The sequence below is a fragment of the Microlunatus parietis genome, from assembly GCF_013407955.1.
In the GTDB taxonomy this organism is placed as follows: Bacteria; Actinomycetota; Actinomycetes; order Propionibacteriales; family Propionibacteriaceae; genus Microlunatus; species Microlunatus parietis.
The window spans coordinates 4,275,135-4,291,329 of sequence record NZ_JACCBU010000001.1 but is presented as its reverse complement, the minus strand read 5'-3'; the positions used below and the strand labels follow the sequence as shown (position 1 = coordinate 4,291,329).

The 16,195-nt window shown below is 69.2% G+C and carries 15 protein-coding genes; 7 read left to right on the top strand and 8 right to left on the bottom strand.

All coding sequences use genetic code 11. The features are described 5' to 3' along the window. Positions 1–248: 248 nt before the first annotated feature. Both BKA15_RS20580 and BKA15_RS20575 read left to right on the top strand, forming a co-directional pair. On the top strand, positions 249–785 hold the full coding sequence (locus BKA15_RS20580; protein ID WP_179753892.1) for a SigE family RNA polymerase sigma factor: 537 nt from the start codon (positions 249–251) through the stop codon (positions 783–785). Continuing rightward, positions 782–1,432, top strand: coding sequence for a hypothetical protein (locus BKA15_RS20575; protein WP_179753891.1), 651 nt, complete (start codon positions 782–784; stop codon positions 1,430–1,432). The genes BKA15_RS20580 and BKA15_RS20575 overlap by 4 nt, the downstream gene beginning before the upstream one ends. Here the strand turns inward: BKA15_RS20575 and BKA15_RS20570 are convergent. Genes BKA15_RS20570 through BKA15_RS20555 form a run of 4 tightly spaced genes read right to left on the bottom strand, consistent with a single transcriptional unit; the run spans position 1,429 to position 5,851 of the window. Then, entirely contained in the window at positions 1,429–2,754 is a 1,326-nt protein-coding gene (locus tag BKA15_RS20570; RefSeq protein WP_246322394.1) for an ABC transporter substrate-binding protein, read from the bottom strand. The two genes, BKA15_RS20575 and BKA15_RS20570, sit on opposite strands and share 4 nt — an antisense overlap. A gap of 26 nt (positions 2,755–2,780) precedes the next feature. Beyond that, positions 2,781–3,605 (bottom strand): carbohydrate ABC transporter permease, encoded by an 825-nt coding sequence (locus tag BKA15_RS20565; RefSeq protein ID WP_179753889.1) that lies wholly within the window; start codon positions 3,603–3,605, stop codon positions 2,781–2,783. Between the two features lie 10 nt (positions 3,606–3,615). Then, the gene (locus tag BKA15_RS20560; protein WP_246322393.1) at positions 3,616–4,527 is read right to left on the bottom strand and encodes a carbohydrate ABC transporter permease; all 912 of its coding nucleotides are present in this window, start codon (positions 4,525–4,527) and stop codon (positions 3,616–3,618) included. Further along, positions 4,520–5,851 (bottom strand): glycoside hydrolase family 36 protein, encoded by a 1,332-nt coding sequence (locus BKA15_RS20555; RefSeq protein ID WP_179753886.1) that lies wholly within the window; start codon positions 5,849–5,851, stop codon positions 4,520–4,522. Before BKA15_RS20555 ends, BKA15_RS20560 begins: the two co-directional genes overlap by 8 nt. Before the next feature lie 59 nt (positions 5,852–5,910). Here BKA15_RS20555 and BKA15_RS20550 point away from each other — a divergent pair, with 59 nt between their 5' ends. Beyond that, positions 5,911–6,837 (top strand): helix-turn-helix domain-containing protein, encoded by a 927-nt coding sequence (locus BKA15_RS20550; RefSeq protein ID WP_179753885.1) that lies wholly within the window; start codon positions 5,911–5,913, stop codon positions 6,835–6,837. A 202-nt stretch (positions 6,838–7,039) separates the two neighbouring features. Next, positions 7,040–7,576 (top strand): DoxX family protein, encoded by a 537-nt coding sequence (locus tag BKA15_RS20545; protein ID WP_179753883.1) that lies wholly within the window; start codon positions 7,040–7,042, stop codon positions 7,574–7,576. Between the two features lie 402 nt (positions 7,577–7,978). On the opposite strand, the gene BKA15_RS20540 is transcribed toward BKA15_RS20545, so the two are convergent. Next, positions 7,979–10,192, bottom strand: coding sequence for a discoidin domain-containing protein (locus tag BKA15_RS20540; protein WP_179753881.1), 2,214 nt, complete (start codon positions 10,190–10,192; stop codon positions 7,979–7,981). Positions 10,193–10,367: 175 nt separating this feature from the next. Between BKA15_RS20540 and BKA15_RS20535 the strand changes: the two genes are divergently transcribed. Both BKA15_RS20535 and BKA15_RS20530 read left to right on the top strand, forming a co-directional pair. Then, positions 10,368–11,522 (top strand): MFS transporter, encoded by a 1,155-nt coding sequence (locus BKA15_RS20535; RefSeq protein WP_179753879.1) that lies wholly within the window; start codon positions 10,368–10,370, stop codon positions 11,520–11,522. A gap of 74 nt (positions 11,523–11,596) precedes the next feature. After that, on the top strand, positions 11,597–12,850 hold the full coding sequence (locus BKA15_RS20530; RefSeq protein ID WP_179753877.1) for a glycoside hydrolase family 32 protein: 1,254 nt from the start codon (positions 11,597–11,599) through the stop codon (positions 12,848–12,850). Here the strand turns inward: BKA15_RS20530 and BKA15_RS20525 are convergent. After that, entirely contained in the window at positions 12,813–13,532 is a 720-nt protein-coding gene (locus BKA15_RS20525) for an alpha/beta fold hydrolase (protein ID WP_179753875.1), read from the bottom strand. The genes BKA15_RS20530 and BKA15_RS20525 overlap by 38 nt on opposite strands. Positions 13,533–13,590: 58 nt before the next feature. Here BKA15_RS20525 and BKA15_RS20520 point away from each other — a divergent pair, with 58 nt between their 5' ends. Next, complete coding sequence (locus tag BKA15_RS20520) at positions 13,591–14,274, top strand: winged helix-turn-helix transcriptional regulator (RefSeq protein WP_179753873.1); 684 nt, start codon at positions 13,591–13,593, stop codon at positions 14,272–14,274. 7 nt (positions 14,275–14,281) lie between these two features. Here the strand turns inward: BKA15_RS20520 and BKA15_RS20515 are convergent, their stop codons facing one another. Beyond that, positions 14,282–15,568, bottom strand: coding sequence for an adenylosuccinate synthase (locus BKA15_RS20515; RefSeq protein WP_179753871.1), 1,287 nt, complete (start codon positions 15,566–15,568; stop codon positions 14,282–14,284). Positions 15,569–15,738: 170 nt separating this feature from the next. Next, positions 15,739–16,128, bottom strand: coding sequence for a hypothetical protein (locus BKA15_RS20510; protein ID WP_179753869.1), 390 nt, complete (start codon positions 16,126–16,128; stop codon positions 15,739–15,741). Between the last annotated feature and the right edge of the window lie 67 nt (positions 16,129–16,195).

Sequence of the window (16,195 nt, the reverse complement as noted above, 5' to 3'; positions counted from 1 at the left end):
CGCCCAGGCTGATCAGCCCGGGGCGATCAAAGGGTCAGCATCACGCCAGACATTCTCGCAGACGGTTCATCAGCTGGCTGCGGGCAGGCTGATCTTCGGCGCGGCACACTGCGCACGACCGCAGTGAATTTCAGCCGGTCAGTCGCGGCGGAAATCCACATCGATCGTGGCCGGGGTGATACTTCACGGACACCGGAGCAACCTTCTGACCTTCTGCAGGAGTCAGTCGGCCGGAAGGGTGGTGTCAGATGGTCCAGCCCGAAACGAGCAGCCCCGGCACGGCGACCTTCGAGGAGTACGCCGGCGGCGCCTGGCCGGCGCTCTATCGCTCGGCGTACCTTCTCACCGGCAACCATGCCGACGCCGAGGACGTCGCTCAGCAGACGCTGGAGAAGGCCTACCAGTCCTGGTCGCGCGTGGTCGCCGCGGCCGTACCTGAGGCCTATCTGCGGCACATGCTCACCAACACGTTCCTGTCCGGTCGGCGCTCGAAGCGGCACCGTCTGGAACTCTTGACCGACTGCTGGTCCGGGCACGAGCAACCGCACCCGCGGCCGGGGCCGGAGGACCAGCTGATGCTCTGGCCGCACCTGAGATCACTGCCGCCCCGGCAACGGGCCGTGATCGTGCTGCGCTACTTCGAGGACCTCAGCGAGGAGCAGATCGCCGAGGCTCTCGGCTGCTCACGGGGCAACGTGAAGTCCACCGCACACCGTGCGCTCAAGGCACTGCGAGCGGCGCTCGGAGCGGCGGATCTCGGCCGCAGGAAGGGAGAAGTGAGATGAACGAGCAACTGGAAAATGCCCTGCGCCGCGAACTCCGCGAGGTGGCCGATCAGCTGCCGATTCCACCGCGGCCCGCGCTGCGGCAAGCCCCGGCCCGAGCCGTCCGACGCTGGCGCCCGTTGCTGGTCGCCGCCACGGTCGGGCTGATCGTCGGCATGGTCGCCGCCTTGGCGGTGGTGTTCGGGACCGGCCGGTCGATGCAGCCGGCACTCCCGCCGACCCCGACGATCGGGACACCGATCCCGACCGGGGAGACCGCACCGCACGACGGTTTCACCCTGTACGTGTCCGCCGCACCGCCCCACGTCCTGATCGCGACCCGTTCCGATCTCCCGGTCTACGACCCGTCGGGCGAAACCTGGTCCGGACGTCTGCTGTACAACGACGACTGCGAGTGCTTCGTCCTGCTCGAGGACGGAGCCGACGGCGCCGTGACCATCGTGGCGTGGCTGCCTGCCACCGAGGGCTACACCGAGGGCAAGAAACGCGGAGTCGCGCAGTACCACGGCGCTCGAATCCTGGAGGGGACGCACGTCACGGGAACGGGAGTCCGCGTACCGGACTGCGAGGACACACCGCTCAGACTGCCCGCCTCGGTCCGGCGCCTGGGTCCGGAGTGCCTGGTGGTCCTGGGAGTCGACTTCTAGCTCTCGTTGGCGATCTCGTCCATCTTCGCGGCGACCTCGGCAACCGGGGTCTTGTTCAGGAACAGGTCGGAGGCGGCCTTGTTGATCTCCGGGTCCTTGGCGACCCAGTCCTCGCCGACCGGCATGTTGAACGTGGTGCCGGCGGCCGATTCCAGGTACGGGGTGACGTCGATCCCCTTGCCCTTCCAGTACGCCACGTAGCCGTCGCTCGCGCCGTTCAGGGCCGGGATGACGTAGCCGGCGTCGCCCATGATCTTCTGCGCCTTCTCCGAGCCGAGGAACATGATCAACTTCATGGTCTGCTCCGGGTGCTTCGAGGCGGCATAGGCGACCTCGCCCAAGCCGTTGATCATCACGGAGCGACCGGCCGGGCCCTTCGGGATCGGGGCGACGCCGATCTCGAACTTCACCTCCGGCAGGGCGAACGGCAGCAGGGCGTTGTTGGCGTCGAACATGGCCACCTCGCCGCGGTAGAACATCTCGGTGGCCTGGCCGGTCGGCGGGTTGGTCCGGGTGCCGTCCGGGGACACGTGCCATGTGAAGATCAGGTCCCGGGCCCACTGCAGCGCCTCGACGGACTTCGGCGACGCGTACGCGAACGTGCCGGTGGCCGGGTCCTTCACCTGGCCGCCGTTGCCGGCGATCCAGTTCAGCCAGGTGGTCTGGCCGTGGTTCCAGGACAGGAAGCCCCATTGTTTGATCTTGGCCGGGTCGAAGCCCGCCTCGCCGGCCGTCCTGCCCGCCTTGTCGACGGTCAGCTTCCGGGCCAGCTCCTCGAACGAGCCGGAGCCGTCCGGCTTCCACTCCAGATCGCCCGGCTCGTCCACTCCGGCCTTCTTGATCAGGTCCTTGTTGTAGAGCATGCCGACGACGCCGAGGTCCTTCGGCATCCCGTACTGTTGATCTTCATACTTGTACGAGTTCACGACGTTCGGGTGATAGTTGGCCAGGTCGATCCCGGCCTCGGCCAGTTGATCTTGGATCGGCGCCAGCACCCCCTTCGAGGCCAGGTCCGGGAACCGGTCGACGGTCAGCCAGAACACGTCCGGGCCGTTGCCGGAGGCCAGTTCGGCGGTGAGCTTGGTCCAGTACTGGTCCCAGGGCAGCAGTTCCATCCGAACCGTGATGTCCGGGTTCTCGGCGGTGAACGCTTCGAACACGTCCTGGTAGCCGACCTCCTGCTGCTCGTCCCAGAGCCGGTAGACCAGCTCGACCTTCTCCCCGGGCGCGCTGGGCGTGGGCTCCTGGTTGCCGCAGGCCGACAGGGCCACCGTCCCGGCGGCGCTGATCAGCAACGTGCGTCGTGGAAAGGTGCGTGACATGAGAGTGCCTCCTGATTGTTGCCGGCCTACTTGAGGCCGGTGACCGCGACGGAGCGGACGATGAATCGTTGGAAGAAGACGAACAGGATGAGCAGCGGCGCCAGCGCGATCAGGCTGCCGGCCATCACCGCGTTGTAGTCGACGCCGACTTCGCCCTTGAACAAGGCGATCCCGACCGAGAGCAGCCGTTTCTCCTGGCTGCTGGTGATGATCAACGGCCAGAGGAAGCTGTTCCAACTGCCGACCACGGCGAGCGTGGTCACCGTGACCAGGATCGGCTTGGACAGTGGCAGGATGATCGACACCAGCGTCCGGACCGTGCCGGCGCCGTCGATCCGGGCCGCGTCCTCGAGGTCGGCCGGGATGGTCCGGAAGAACTGGCGGAGCAGGAAGATCGCGTACGGCGTGCCGAACATCGTCGGCAGCACCAGCCCGGCCCAGCTGTCGATCAGGCCGAGCCGCTGCATCATCAGATAGAGCGGGATCATCGTGACGACGGCCGGCACCATCATCGTGGACAGGTAGATCCAGAACAGCACGTCCCGGCCGGGGAACGCGATCCGGGCGAACGAGTACGCGGCCAGCGTGCCGAAGATCAACTGGCCGGCGACGATGATCACCGTGACGACGACGGTGTTGAGCAGATAGCCGCCGAACCCGGACTCGAACAGCCGGTCGAACGCGGCCAGGCTCGGCGGCCAGGACGGTTGCCAGGGCAGCGTGGCGAACAGTTCGCCCGGCCCCTTGAACGCGGTGAGCACCGTGATCAGGTACGGGAACACGGCGAACACGGCGCCGATCACCAGGATCGCGTACGCCGCGATGCTGGCCGGAATCGATGATCGTGACATGCCGGACTCCTCAGGAGACGTCGTACGTCGTGCGACGCTCGAAGTAGGCGAACTGGGCCAGGCTGACCGCGAGGATGATCACGAACAGCGCGACCGAGATCGTCGAGCTGTAGCCGAAGTCGAACCTCTCGAACGCCTGGTGGTAGATGTGGTACGTGATCACCTCGGTGCTGTCGCCGGGCCCGCCCTCGGTCATCACGTAGATCGTGTCGAACGCCTGGAACGAACCGATCACGTTGGTGATCAGCACGAACAGCAGCGTCGGCCGGAGCAGCGGCAGCGTGATCGTGAAGAAGTGCCGCACCGCCGACGCGCCGTCCAGGGCGGACGCCTCGCGCAGGCTCTCCGGGATGTTCTGCAGCCCGGCCAGGAAGAACAGCATGTTGTAGCCGGCGAACTGCCAGACGTGCACGGCCGCGACCGACGGCAGCGCCAGCTCCGGCGTCGAGAGCCAGGACGGACCGGCGATGCCGACCAGGCCGAGGAACGAGTTGATCGCGCCGCGGGCCGGGTCGAAGATCCAGCCCCAGACCAGGCCGAGCGCGACCGGTGCGGCCATCCACGGGATCACCAGCAGCGCCCGGAAGTACTTCATACCCTTGAGTTTCCGGTTCACCAGGGTGGCCAGCAGCAGGGACAGGATCGTGGTGCCGGGCACGCAGATCAGCACGTATCCGACGGTCACCAGCAGCGAGTGGCCGACGCCCTCGTCGCCGAACAGCTTGGCGTAGTTCTTCAGTCCGACGAACCGCGGCGTGCCGAGCAGCTTCCAGTCGAACAGGCTGACGATGATCACGATCAGCACCGGTGCGAGCAGGAAGCCGAGGATCCCGATCATGCTCGGCGCCAGCATGGCGTAGCCGGTCAGCCCGCGCCGAAGCGTCTGCCGGCTGCGGGTGTGGCGGGCGGTCGGTCTAAGCATCGACCGGGTCCGATGAGCTGGCGATCAACAGTTCCCTGGTGCGGGCCAGGCCCCAGTCGTCCAGGGCGGCGATCGGGTCGCTGGCCAGCCGCAGACCGGGCGAGCGTTCGATGTGGTCGGCCCACGCCTCGCGATCTTGAACTCCCGGGCGGACGATCAGGCAGTCCGGGTCGTTGGCCCAGAACCGGCCGTGCAGGAAGTCCCGGGCCTGCGAGGTCACCCGGGCGCCGTGCTGGCCGGGCTGGCTGATGTCGCCGCTCGGCGGCTCGACCAGCGGGTCCGTGTCCGGCGACACCCGCATCAGGTCGACCAGGCCGATGCTGGGCAGGATCGGGGCGCCGCAGCCGTGCAGGATCCGGTTCTCCCCGACCGCGTTCCTGATCAAGGACATGCCGAGCCGGTACGCCTCGATGCCGTCGACCTGATCATGGCGGCGGCCCTCGATCGCCCCGGCGTAGACGAAGTCGAGCTTGAAGTGGTCGTAGCCCTGCCGGCACAGCTCGGTGAACACGTCGGTCAGGTGCGCGGCCGCGCCCGGATGGGTCACATCCAAGATCAACTGCTGTTGTTTCCAGTTGTGCCCGGCCGTCGCGCCGCCGACCAGCCACTCCGGATGCCGCCGGGCGATCTCGCTCTTCGCGCCGACCAGGAACGGCGCCACCCAGATGCCGGCCCGCCGGCCCGACGACCGGATGTCGTGCGCGAGCCGTACCGTGGAACCGAAGTCGTCCCGGGTGGTCAGCCAGTCACCGATCTCGGACTGGTAGCCCTCGTCGAGCAAGATCAGGTCGACGCTCAGGTCATGATCATCGATGGCCCGGACGTCGGTCATCACGTCCCGCTCGGTGACCTTGCCCCAGTAGGCGTACCAGCTGCACCAGCCTGGGCCGAAGACCTGCGGGTCGACGGTGCCGTGCCGAACTGCGAACTCAGCGGCCCAGTCGGCCAGCGCCTGGTCGGGATCCCGGTACGCCTTCGTCCGGTGCTCCACGTCACCGTCCGCGGTGATCACCACGGAGCCCGCCCGCACCTCGCAGCGCAGCGTCGGCACCCGGTCCGGCGTCGGCGCAGCGAAGACCGCCACCTGATCGTCGTACGCGACCGCCAGTAGACCCTCGCCCTGGAACCAACCCAGCGGCAGCGGCTCGACCGGGCGGTTCACCTCCGGCCGGTACGCCATCACGAGGTGGTTCGGCGCCGTCGGCCGGGGCGGCTGTTCGCCCGGCCGGTACCAGCCGCTCGGGCTCCAGGACTGCCAGCCGTGCTCGAAGATCTGCACGGTACGGGGATCGCAGGAGATCTCGGCGACCGGTTCGAAGGGCATGGACGAAAGGACCTTCCACTAGCAGGATGTTGCTCGACACTAGGGTGAGATCCAGGGGGATGACCATGAACGAGGCTGCTGAGATCGAGCACGATCTTGCTACGCAGCTGCTGATCGAGCTCTACAGCGAGACCCCGCCGCCGAGCCGGCTGGTGACCGGGCACTTCCACAGCGGGCCGGACTACCGGGTGGTCCGGCCGGACGGCGTCGGCAGCTGGTACCTCGTCTACACCGTCGCCGGCGCGGGCCGGTTCCGGGTCGGCGACAACACGGTCGCGCTCCGGCACGGCGACCTGGCGCTGGTCCGGCCGGGCACCGAGCACGACTACGCGACCGTCGGCGCGCACTGGGACAACTGGTGGGCGCATTTCCAGCCCCGCCGGGACTGGCACTCCTGGTTCGCGCTGCCGGAGGCCCTGCCCGGGGTCCATCACGTCCGGCTGCAGCGGCCGTCGGAGACCGACCGGGTGCTGTCCGCCTTCACCCGGCTGCACCTGGACGCGCAGCGGGCCGGCCTGTCACCGACCGGCGACACCTACCTGCATCTGCTTGATCAAACTCTGGCCACCCAACTCGCGTTGAACGGCATCGAGGAGGTGCTGCTGGTCGCGATCAGCAGCCTGCGCCAGGGCACCCGGCAGCTCGACTCCCGGGTCCAGCTGGTGCTCGACGCGATCACCACCGATCCCGCGAAGGCGCACACGTTGACCCAGCTGGCCGGGATGGCCCAGGTCTCGGTCTCCCGGCTGGCCCACCTGTTCAAGGAGCAGGTCGGCGATTCGATCATGAACGTCGTGCTCGGGCTGCGGCTGCAGCGCGCCGCCGAGTTGCTCGCCGCGACCGACCTCTCGATCGCCCAGATCTCCCGCGCCGTCGGCTTCGACGCGCCGCACTACTTCAGCCGCCAGTTCGCCCGCCGCCACGGCCAGTCCCCCTCCGGCTACCGGGCTGCCAGCGCGTCGCCCGGGCCGACGCCAGAGATGTGAACTGCATCACGTCACCTGACAGAGTCGGCAGTGGAGCCGTCAGAGAAATGACGGCAGGGCAGGAGACGCGGTGCGCACGGGGGTGGATGGCCACGATCATGCGGGTCGGTTCGGGCCGAGCCCTTCGCTGCGGCGACCTCGGCCGTGATCACCGCCCGATCAGGCGGACCCGTCCCGTACCCGAAACGATCAAGGAGTCGAGTTGTCCCCCTCTTCAACCCGTGCCCTCTCGGCGGCGGCCGCCGACACGTCCGCCGCCAACCTGCGGACCGGCGGGATCCGGCACTGCGTCCGTACCCTGCTCTTCTGGGCCGCCACGTTGGCGATCGGGTACGAACTGGCCTCCGGGGCGGTGTGGAACCTGCTGACGATCGACTGGATCGAGGCGCAGCTGCGGCACCTGGGCTACCCCGACTATCTGGCGTACGTTCTCGGCGTCTGGCAGGCCGGCGCCGCGGTCGTGATCATGGTACCCGGGCTGCCGTTGATCAAGGAGTGGGCGTACGTCGGGGCATTCTTCCTGTGGTCCGGTGCCGTCGTGTCGCACCTGGTCCTCGGCGGCGGGTTCGATCTCTGGGGAGTTCCGCTGATCTTCGCCCTGCTGGCGATCGTGTCGTGGGCGTTGCGTCCGGCCGACCGCCGGCTCGTCGGGCGGTCGGCCGGACCCCGTACCCACAGCAGTGATCATCGCGCCTGGCTGGTGACGTTGGGCCTCGTCGTCCTCCTGTACGCCGTCTAGTTCCTCACCCTGCCCGCCATCGACGCGTCGATGCGCACGCGAGCCGTCGAGCTCGGCTGGATCCGCGAGTAGCGACCCGCCCGAAGCCGTCAGGCCCCGATTCGCCGCCAGGTAGATCCCCTCGACGCGATCGATGGCCGGACGGTCTCGCCAGGTCCGGCCCGGCAGGTCCAGGGCACCGGTACGTCCCTTCGCAGTGGCGGTCCGGCGGAAGGTGGTGCGGTCGGCCCGGATCCCGCACCGAGGAGCGCGCCGTGAGCAGGGCCTCGCCAACCCCCAGCCTCGCGACGGACCGACCCGACCCTCGGCGGTCGCCCCGCACCGGCCTACCCTCGCCGACCGGTCAGTTCTGCAGCGACACGCCGCCCAAACCGCTGCTTTGGTGACCGGTCGGCGGGTTGGTCAGGGGGTGAGGGCGATGTTGAGTTCGCTGGCGGCGGCGTAGTCGGCGCCGCCGGCCACGCCGACCAGGCGGACGTAGCGGGCCTGGGTGCCGGCCGGGAACCGGGCGATCTTGGCGTCGATGGTGCCGTCCCAGGTGCCCGTAGTGATCGTGGTGAAGGCCTGGCCGTCGGCACTGCCCTCGATCCGGTACTCCGAGATCCGGCCGTTCGGCACGGCGGCGTCCTGGCGGGGTGTGTAGACCAGGGCCTCGATCGCTCGGGACTGACCAAGATCAAGAGTGATCGACTGCGGCAGCGGGGCGTGCGGGGCCCAGGCCGAGTGCCACATGGTGGAGCACTTGCCGTCGATCGCCGAGGCCGGGCCGTGCGCGGCGTTGCCCTGGCTGGTGGCGGTGGCCTTGATCTCCTTCTGGGGAAGGAATTCCAGCGGACCGAACGGGCCGTCGACCGGAGGCGGAGTCCCGGGCACCTTGGTCACCCGGCCCAGCCCGGGATCACTGACCCGGGCGTGGGCCCGCAGGTAGTTCAGGAGCACCTCCTGGCCCATCCGCGGCGCGCGCACCATGTCCTCGTGCTGCTCCTCGACGGTCGGGTAGCCGTACTGCCGACCGTGCAGCAGGAGGACCGCGGTGGTCGCCACCCGATAGGTCCGCAGCTCGCGCAGCGGCTGCCCGTTGATCAGTACGTTCGCCGGGTCGATCCGCTGGCCGGGCGGCTTGCCCTCGTCATAGCTGTACGAGACGTTGCCGGACACCGCGAGCGCGGTCGACCGGCTGCAGCCGTAGGCCGGCGGCAGCCACTGCTCCTCCAGCACTTGATCGAGTTCGGCGCCGGTCAGGCTGACGGTGGTGATCGGGGAGATGCCGACCACCGGCCAGGCCTCGCCGTAGAGCACCCGCCCGGGCGCGTCCGCCGGCGAGGTGCCCGGTGCGTAGGCCAGGCCCTGCGGCACCACGTCGACCCCGATGTCCGGCGGCACCAGCGCCAGGTCGGCGTTGCCGTGCCGCCGGTGCTTCGCCTCGGCCAGGTAGAGATCCGCGGCCAGATTCATGATCCGGCTCTCCTGGGTGGTGGAGAACTCAAGATCACGCGTGATGCTGCTCAGCGGCTCGTCCTGCCGGGCCCGCCACTTGGCCAGCCAGTAGTCGACGATCTTGGTGATCTTGGGATCCGGCGTGACGTCCTTGGTCACCGGATGGTTGGTCGCCCTGGTGGCGTCCCGGATCACGTCACCGGTCGCCGGGTCGATCGACAGTTGCACCTCCCCGATCAGCTTGGCGTTGTCGCCGGCCTCGATCACCGGCCGCGGGTCGCCGTTGGGATCGGGGATCATGCAGTTGAACTGGGTGTGCCAGTGGCCGCCGAAGATCGCGTCGATCGCGGGCGACATCTTCCGGGCCGCGTCGAACAGCGAGCCGTTCGGGTTCTCGCACTCGTTGTAGAGGCCGCTGTGCTGGCCGCCGTCGTGGGCGGAGACGACGATCGTCTCGACGCCCTTGGCCTGCAGCTGTTCGGCGGCCCGGTTCGCGCCGGTGACCAGGTCCTCGAACTCGAAGCCGCTGCCCCCGATGGACAGCGACTCCTCCGGCGTGCCGGGCAGGGTCACGCCGATGAAGCCGATCGGAATGATCTTGCCGCCGGGGCCGCGGACCTCGCTGATCCAGTACGGCGGCAGCGCGCTGCGGTTCGTCTTCGGGTCGATGATGTTGGCCGAGTGATAGCCGTAGTCGGCACCGGCGAACGGCTGCCCGGTGGAATCAGGGAAACAACTGTCGAAGCCCGGCTTGCCGTAGCATTCGCCCGACATCATCCGCTTCAGGAACGGGAACTCGCGGTCGAACTCGTGGTTGCCGGCGACGTCGAAGTCCATCCCGAGCGCGTTCAGCACCTCGATCGTCGGCTCGTTGGCGAAGGCCTGGGTGTAGTCCGGCCAGCCGCTGAACTGATCACCGGAGCCGATCAGGAACGAGTTCGGCTGATCCGCCCGAAGTCGATCAAGGTGCGCCTTCAGGTACGCGGCGCCGCCCACGTCGATCGCCCCGGTCGGCCCGGTCACCCGCTGGTTGTGCGCCGGATCCAGATAGCCGTGCAGGTCGGTGATGCCGAGCACCTGGACGGTGATCGGCTCGTCTTCGGCCTGCGCCGGCAGTGGGATCAACACCAACAGGGCGGCGGCCAGCACCGCGATCAAGGTCTTCGTCGATGCCTTCACGAGCGGCACGCTAGCCCGCGCCGCCCCGCTCCGGAACGCAGAATCCTGCTGAGCTCGTACACGATCCTCTTGAGTACGGGCCCCGGGTGAACGGCCCGTGACGGGATGCGGAATTCGGCTGGACCACGGCCCGCACGGCAGCTACGGTCGTGGCATGTTGCCACACCGATGAACCTTGGCCCGGACGGTCTACGCGCTGTCCGCGCTGCGCGACGCGATCCCGCTCTACCCGGTCTATGCGTTGTTGTTCGCGGCCAGCGGGCTGTCGGCCGCGCAGATCTCGTCGCTGTTGATCATCTGGTCGGCCGTCGCCTTCGCGCTGGAGATCCCGTCCGGCGCGCTGGCCGACCGGGTGTCCCGGCGTCGCCTGTTGATCATCGCCGCCCTGATCCGCGCCGCCGCCTTCGCGCTGTGGGTGACCGTGCCGTCGTACCCGGTGTTCGCGCTCGGCTTCGTCCTCTGGGGTGCCTCCAGCGCGGTCCGGTCGGGCACCTTCGAAGCCCTCGTGTACGACGAACTCGCCGCGACCGGTGCCGCGACCCGCTACGGGCCGATCATCGGGACGGCCGGCACGGTGAAGCTGCTCGCGAACGTCGGCGCGACCCTGGCCGCCACCCCGCTGTTGATCATCGGCGGCTTCCCGCTGGTCGGCTGGGTCAGCGCGGCGGTCTGCGTCGCCGAAGCCGTCCTGTCCTGGACCCTGCCCGAGCGGCCGCGGACCGGCCGGGTCGGCGGCGGATTCCGCGGCTATCTGGGCACCCTGCGCAGCGGGCTGCTCGAGGCACGCCGCAACCGGACCGTGTTCGCGCTGTTGATCGTGCTCGTCGGCCTCGGGCTCGGCGCATTCGACGAGTACGTACCGCTGCTGCTGGACGGGCACGGCGTGCCGACCGAGCTGATCCCGATCCTGCTGGCGGGCCAAGGAGCCCTGTCCGCCGCCGCGAGCTGGGCCGCCGGGCGCTGGTCGACGACCGGCCGGCTGGTCCCGACCACGGTGTTGATCATCGGCGCGGCGGCGCTGGCCGCCGGTGCCCTGGCCGATCACCCGGCGGGCTTCGCCGGGCTGGCCGTCGCGCTGACCGCGACGACGTTCGTCACCGTGCACGCCCAGATCCGGCTGCAGCACGCGATCACGGGGGAGGCCCGGGCCACCGTGACCTCCGTGGCCGGCTTCGGTGGCGAGTGCACGGCCTTGATCACGTTCGGCGCGATCGCCGGGTTGTCGGTCGGCCTGCCGATCACCGTGGCCGTGGCCGCGATGGCGATCCCGATGCTCGCCCTCGCCGTCGCCCTACCGGCCTTGCTCCGCCCGCGCCCGAACGCTCCCTGAGCTTGATCGTCGGGCCGACCACCTCTGGCTTGGCCCTTCGACAGGCTCAGGGCGCGGTTGGGAGAATTCCGGGCATGAACCAGCCCGACCCGTCCTTCCCCAGCCTGCACATCCGGCCGCGGCGCGGCTGGCTCAACGACCCGAACGGGGTGTGCCGGATCGACGGGCGGTATCACGTGTTCTTCCAGTACAACCCGGCGGCGCCGGTGCACGCCGACGTGGTCTGGGGGCACGCCAGCTCGACCGACCTGCTGCACTGGACCGAACACCCGGTGGCCCTGGAACGGCGGCCGGGAACGATCACCGAGGTCGGCTGCTGGACCGGTTGCGTCGTCGACGACGACGGGGTGCCGACCGCTGTCTACACCGCGGTCCATGATCGAGCCGGCAACGCCCAGGTGGCGCTGGCCCGCAGCGACCGCACCATGATCACCTGGACCCAGGATGATCATGGCGTGATGGGGATGCCGGATCCGGCGTTCACCGATGTCCGGGACCCGTTCGTGTTCACCGTCGACGGCCGCCGGTACGCCATCCAGGGCGCCGGAAAGCCCGGGGGTGAGCCGGCCGTCCTGCTCTACGGCTGTGACCGGCTGGACGACTGGACCGAGCTGGGCCGACTGGTCGATCATGCCGATCCGATCGCAGCCGAGCACGCGCCTGGCGACATCTGGGAGTGCCCGAACCTGGCCCTGATCGACGGCCGCTGGGTGTTGATCATCTCGCTGATCCAGACCGCGGGCCGTGACGCTCCGTCCGATGTCGCCTATCTGGTCGGTGATCTTGTCCCGGACGGCGATGGGTTGCGCTTCGTGGCAACGTCCGGCGGTGGGCTGGACACCGGCACCACGTTCTACGCGCCGCAGCTGGTCGCGCTGCCGGATCGGACGCTGCTCTGGGGTTGGGCGAGGGAGACCGGGCGGGCGGCCGAGGACATCCTGGCGGCCGGTTGGGCCGGAGTGCTGACGTACCCGCGGGAACTGAGGGTTGTCGACGGGGTCCTGGTTAGCAGCCCCGCCGCAGAGCTGACCGGGCTGCGCCGCGCCGAGCTGGACCCGCGGACCAAGATCACCGAGTCGGCGTTCGAGATCACCGGCCGGTTCCGCGGTCGGTTCACGCTCGCCACGACGGCGCCGGTGGTCGACCTGACCGCGGAGACGGACACCGAACTCCGGGTGCTGGTCGACGGCAGCCTGATCGAGGCGTTCGTCGACGGCCGCCAGCCGATCACCGTCCGTGCCTATTCGACGGCCGGCACCGCCTGGCGGGTCGAGTCCGGCGACGCCGACCTCAGGGCTTGGCGGCTGGGCCTGCCGGAGACCAGCTGAGCAGCGCGTCGGCGAGTTCGGCGGGACGGCTCAAGGCGTTCAGGTGGCCGCCCGGAATCACCGTGAGTTGATCAAGGCCGAGGCGGTCCCGGACCACCCGGCGCTGGAAGTCGAGCGGGAAGAACCGGTCGTCAGCTCCCTGGATCACCTGGGTCGGCACCGCCGGCCAGGACCGCAGCGGCCAGGGCTGGGCGAAGACACCGCCCAGCTCGGCCACCTCGGCATCGGCGAACGCCTGTTCGGTGATCTCCGGCGGGACGTCGTGGAAGAAGTCCCGGACCAGCTCGAACCCGGCCGGGCGCCCATCCCGAGCCGCCGCCTCGGCGCTGGCCGGTCCCTGCCCGGTGTGCTCCCACCAGTCGCCGGCGGTCTCCCCCGGACTGGGAATCATCGGGTTCACCAGCGCCAGCCGCTCGACCGGCAACCGGGTGCAGAGCAGCGGAGCCGTGAAGGCCCCGAGCGACTGGGCGACCACGATCCACGGCCCGTCGCCCGCGGCTGCCGCGGCCGCCGCGTCGGCGTAGTCGTCCAGCGTCGAGTCGGCCGACTTCGGCAGGTCGGCCGCCACGGCCCGGCACCCACGGCGGTCCAGTTCGGCGACCAGCCGATGCCAGAACCAGGGCCGGCCGTCGGCGCCGGGAATCAGCAGCAGGTCGCCCTGCCTCGCGTCGGTGATTGCCATACTCCTAGATTAGGAGTGATCACTCCTGAATAGCAAGAGTCTTGGTTAGGCTGGTGGCATGAAGGTCTTCAACGATCCCTGCGGCACCGCCCGAGCACTGGACACCATCGGTGATCGCTGGGCGCTGCTGGTGGTCCGGGAGTTGCTGTACGGGCCGAAGCGGTTCGTCGACCTGGCCCGCGGCCTGGCGCCGATCAGTCAGAACGTCCTGTCCCAGCGGCTGCACAAGCTGACCGACGCCGGGGTGGTACGGCGACGGACGCTGGGTCCGCCGGTCGGCGGGCCGGCCTACCAGCTGACCGAGATGGGTGAGGAACTCCATTCGGTGCTGGTCGTTCTCGGCCGCTGGGGCAGCCGGCTGCCGCTCGATCCGGGCGTCACCGCGGACCTCAGCGTCGATGCCCTGACCCTGGCCCTGGAGACCACCTTCGATCCCGGAATCGCCGGCACACTGGCAACGTCGGTCCTGTTGCGGCTGGGCCACGACAGCTTCCTGGCCACAGTGACAGCGGGCGAGTTCACCATCCGGCGCAGCGAGTCCGCCGACGCCGAGATCATGATCATCACCGAACCGGGCGACCTGCAGCGCCTGGTGTTCGCCCGGACCGACCTGGCTCAGGCCGTCCGGGACGGGACCGTCATGATCACCGGCGACCGGCGGAAGGCACGACGCTTCCTGCGCTGCTTCCCGGTGCCGCCGCCCTTTCCGGACGCGCTCCGGCCGGGAGGTGCAGACCGCTGACGTACGGTCAGCCGAGCAGGTCGTTGATCACGATCACTTGCTCCCGGCTCGGCCCGACCCCGATGCCGGAGATCCGGGCGCCGCACAGCTCCTCCAGCCGCCGCACGTAGGCCTGGGTGGCCTTCGGCAGGTCGCGGAAGAACCGGCAGCCCGAGATGTCCTCGGACCAGCCGTCCAGGAACTCATAGACCGGCTTCGCGTGGTGGAAGTCGGACTGCGAGACCGGCATCGTGTCGTGCTTCTCGCCGTCGACCTCGTACCCGACGCAGACGGGCACCTTGTCCCAGCCGGTCAGGATGTCGAGCTTGGTCAGGAAGATGTCGGTGAACGCGTTCGCATTCGTCGCGGACTCGACCACCAGCGCGTCGAACCAGCCGCAGCGGCGCTTACGGCCCGTGGTGGTGCCGAACTCGGCCCCCACCTCGCGCAGCCGGTCGCCGTCGGCGTCGAACAGCTCGGTCGGCATCGGGCCCTCACCGACCCGCGTCGTGTACGCCTTCGCGATGCCGACCACCCGGTCGATCCGAGTCGGGCCGACCCCGGCACCGACACAGGCACCGGCCGCGATCGGGTTCGACGACGTGACGTAGGGGTAGGTGCCGTGATCGACGTCGAGGTGATGCGCCTGGGCGCCCTCGAAGAGCACCACCCGGCGCTGGTCCAGCGCGTCGTTGAGCACCCGGCTGACATCGGCGACGTGCGGCCGGATCCGTTCGGCGTGGGAGAGCAGGTGCTCGGTGACCTGGACCGGGTCGAGCGCCCGCCGGTTGTAGACCTTCACCAGCAGGTGGTTCTTCTGCTCCAGCGACGCCTCGACCTTCTGGCGCAGGATGGAGGCGTCGAATAGGTCCTGGATCCGCAGGCCGATCCGGTTCACCTTGTCCGCGTAGGCGGGGCCGACGCCGCGACCGGTGGTGCCGATCTTGGCCTTGCCGAGGAAGCGCTCGGTGACCTTGTCGATGGTCTGGTGGTACGAAGCGATGATGTGCGCGTTGGCCGAGACCATCAACCTGGACGCGTCCACGCCGCGGGCGGCCAGCCCGTCCATCTCCTGGAACAGGACGTCCAGGTCGACCACGACGCCGTTGCCGATCACGGGGATGCAGTTCTCGTTGAGAATGCCGGACGGCAGCAGATGCAGCGCGTACCGTTCCCCGTTGACCACGATCGTGTGTCCGGCGTTGTTGCCACCCGAGTACCGGACGCAGTAGTCGACGCGGTCGCCGAGCTGGTCCGTCGCCTTGCCCTTGCCCTCGTCGCCCCACTGGGCTCCGACGACAACGATGCCAGGCATCTGATCACCGCCTTCACAACCGAAGAAAGCCCCCTTCACGCCAGGCCGCGGGCCTGGACACAAGCGGGCTCGTGCGCGGTCACTCTACCGAATCCCGCCGCCCGGCACCGTCGAACCACCTCGTCGGGCGACCGATGACGGTGCCCGCGAGCCGGCGCTTCAGCGGCTCGTCAGTGCTGCCTGATCGTGCGACGGCTCGGTTCCGGCCGCGCGCCGCGGGCGAAGACCACGGCCGCAACGGGGGCGGCGGCGAGTTGGTAGCACAGCCACAGGGTCCAGGCGCCGGTCGCGCCGAGGGCGGTGATCAGCAGCACGCTCGCCACGGACGCCAGCACCCATCCGGCGTCATAGGCGACGAGATACTTCGTGTGCGACCCGGCCCCGCTGTGGATTCCGAACGCGATCTCGGCCGCTGCGCTGGCCAGGACAGCGACGGCGGTCAGGCCGAGCAACCACCCGGGGGCGTCGGCCGAGCTGATCAGCCACGGCAGCAAGGCCAGCATCGCCGCCCCGACCAGCGCCTTCCAGACGCCGTCCGCGACGAATCCGAACCTCAGCACACGCCACTCCTCCGGGTAGTCAAGTTGTACTAGTATCCCATGCCGCGGGAGACGACCGGAGGGAGTC

Excerpts from the sequence above, each read along its gene's own strand:
- BKA15_RS20550 (WP_179753885.1), top strand. The coding sequence starts at position 5,911 with ATGACCATGAACGAGGCTGCTGAGATCGAGCACGATCTTGCTACGCAG.
- BKA15_RS20520 (WP_179753873.1), top strand. The coding sequence starts at position 13,591 with ATGAAGGTCTTCAACGATCCCTGCGGCACCGCCCGAGCACTGGACACC.
- BKA15_RS20560 (WP_246322393.1), bottom strand. The coding sequence starts at position 4,527 with ATGCTTAGACCGACCGCCCGCCACACCCGCAGCCGGCAGACGCTTCGG.
- BKA15_RS20555 (WP_179753886.1), bottom strand. The coding sequence starts at position 5,851 with ATGCCCTTCGAACCGGTCGCCGAGATCTCCTGCGATCCCCGTACCGTG.
- BKA15_RS20580 (WP_179753892.1), top strand. The coding sequence starts at position 249 with ATGGTCCAGCCCGAAACGAGCAGCCCCGGCACGGCGACCTTCGAGGAG.
- BKA15_RS20570 (WP_246322394.1), bottom strand. The coding sequence starts at position 2,754 with ATGTCACGCACCTTTCCACGACGCACGTTGCTGATCAGCGCCGCCGGG.
- BKA15_RS20575 (WP_179753891.1), top strand. The coding sequence starts at position 782 with ATGAACGAGCAACTGGAAAATGCCCTGCGCCGCGAACTCCGCGAGGTG.
- BKA15_RS20525 (WP_179753875.1), bottom strand. The coding sequence starts at position 13,532 with ATGGCAATCACCGACGCGAGGCAGGGCGACCTGCTGCTGATTCCCGGC.
- BKA15_RS20515 (WP_179753871.1), bottom strand. The coding sequence starts at position 15,568 with ATGCCTGGCATCGTTGTCGTCGGAGCCCAGTGGGGCGACGAGGGCAAG.
- BKA15_RS20530 (WP_179753877.1), top strand. The coding sequence starts at position 11,597 with ATGAACCAGCCCGACCCGTCCTTCCCCAGCCTGCACATCCGGCCGCGG.
- BKA15_RS20565 (WP_179753889.1), bottom strand. The coding sequence starts at position 3,605 with ATGTCACGATCATCGATTCCGGCCAGCATCGCGGCGTACGCGATCCTG.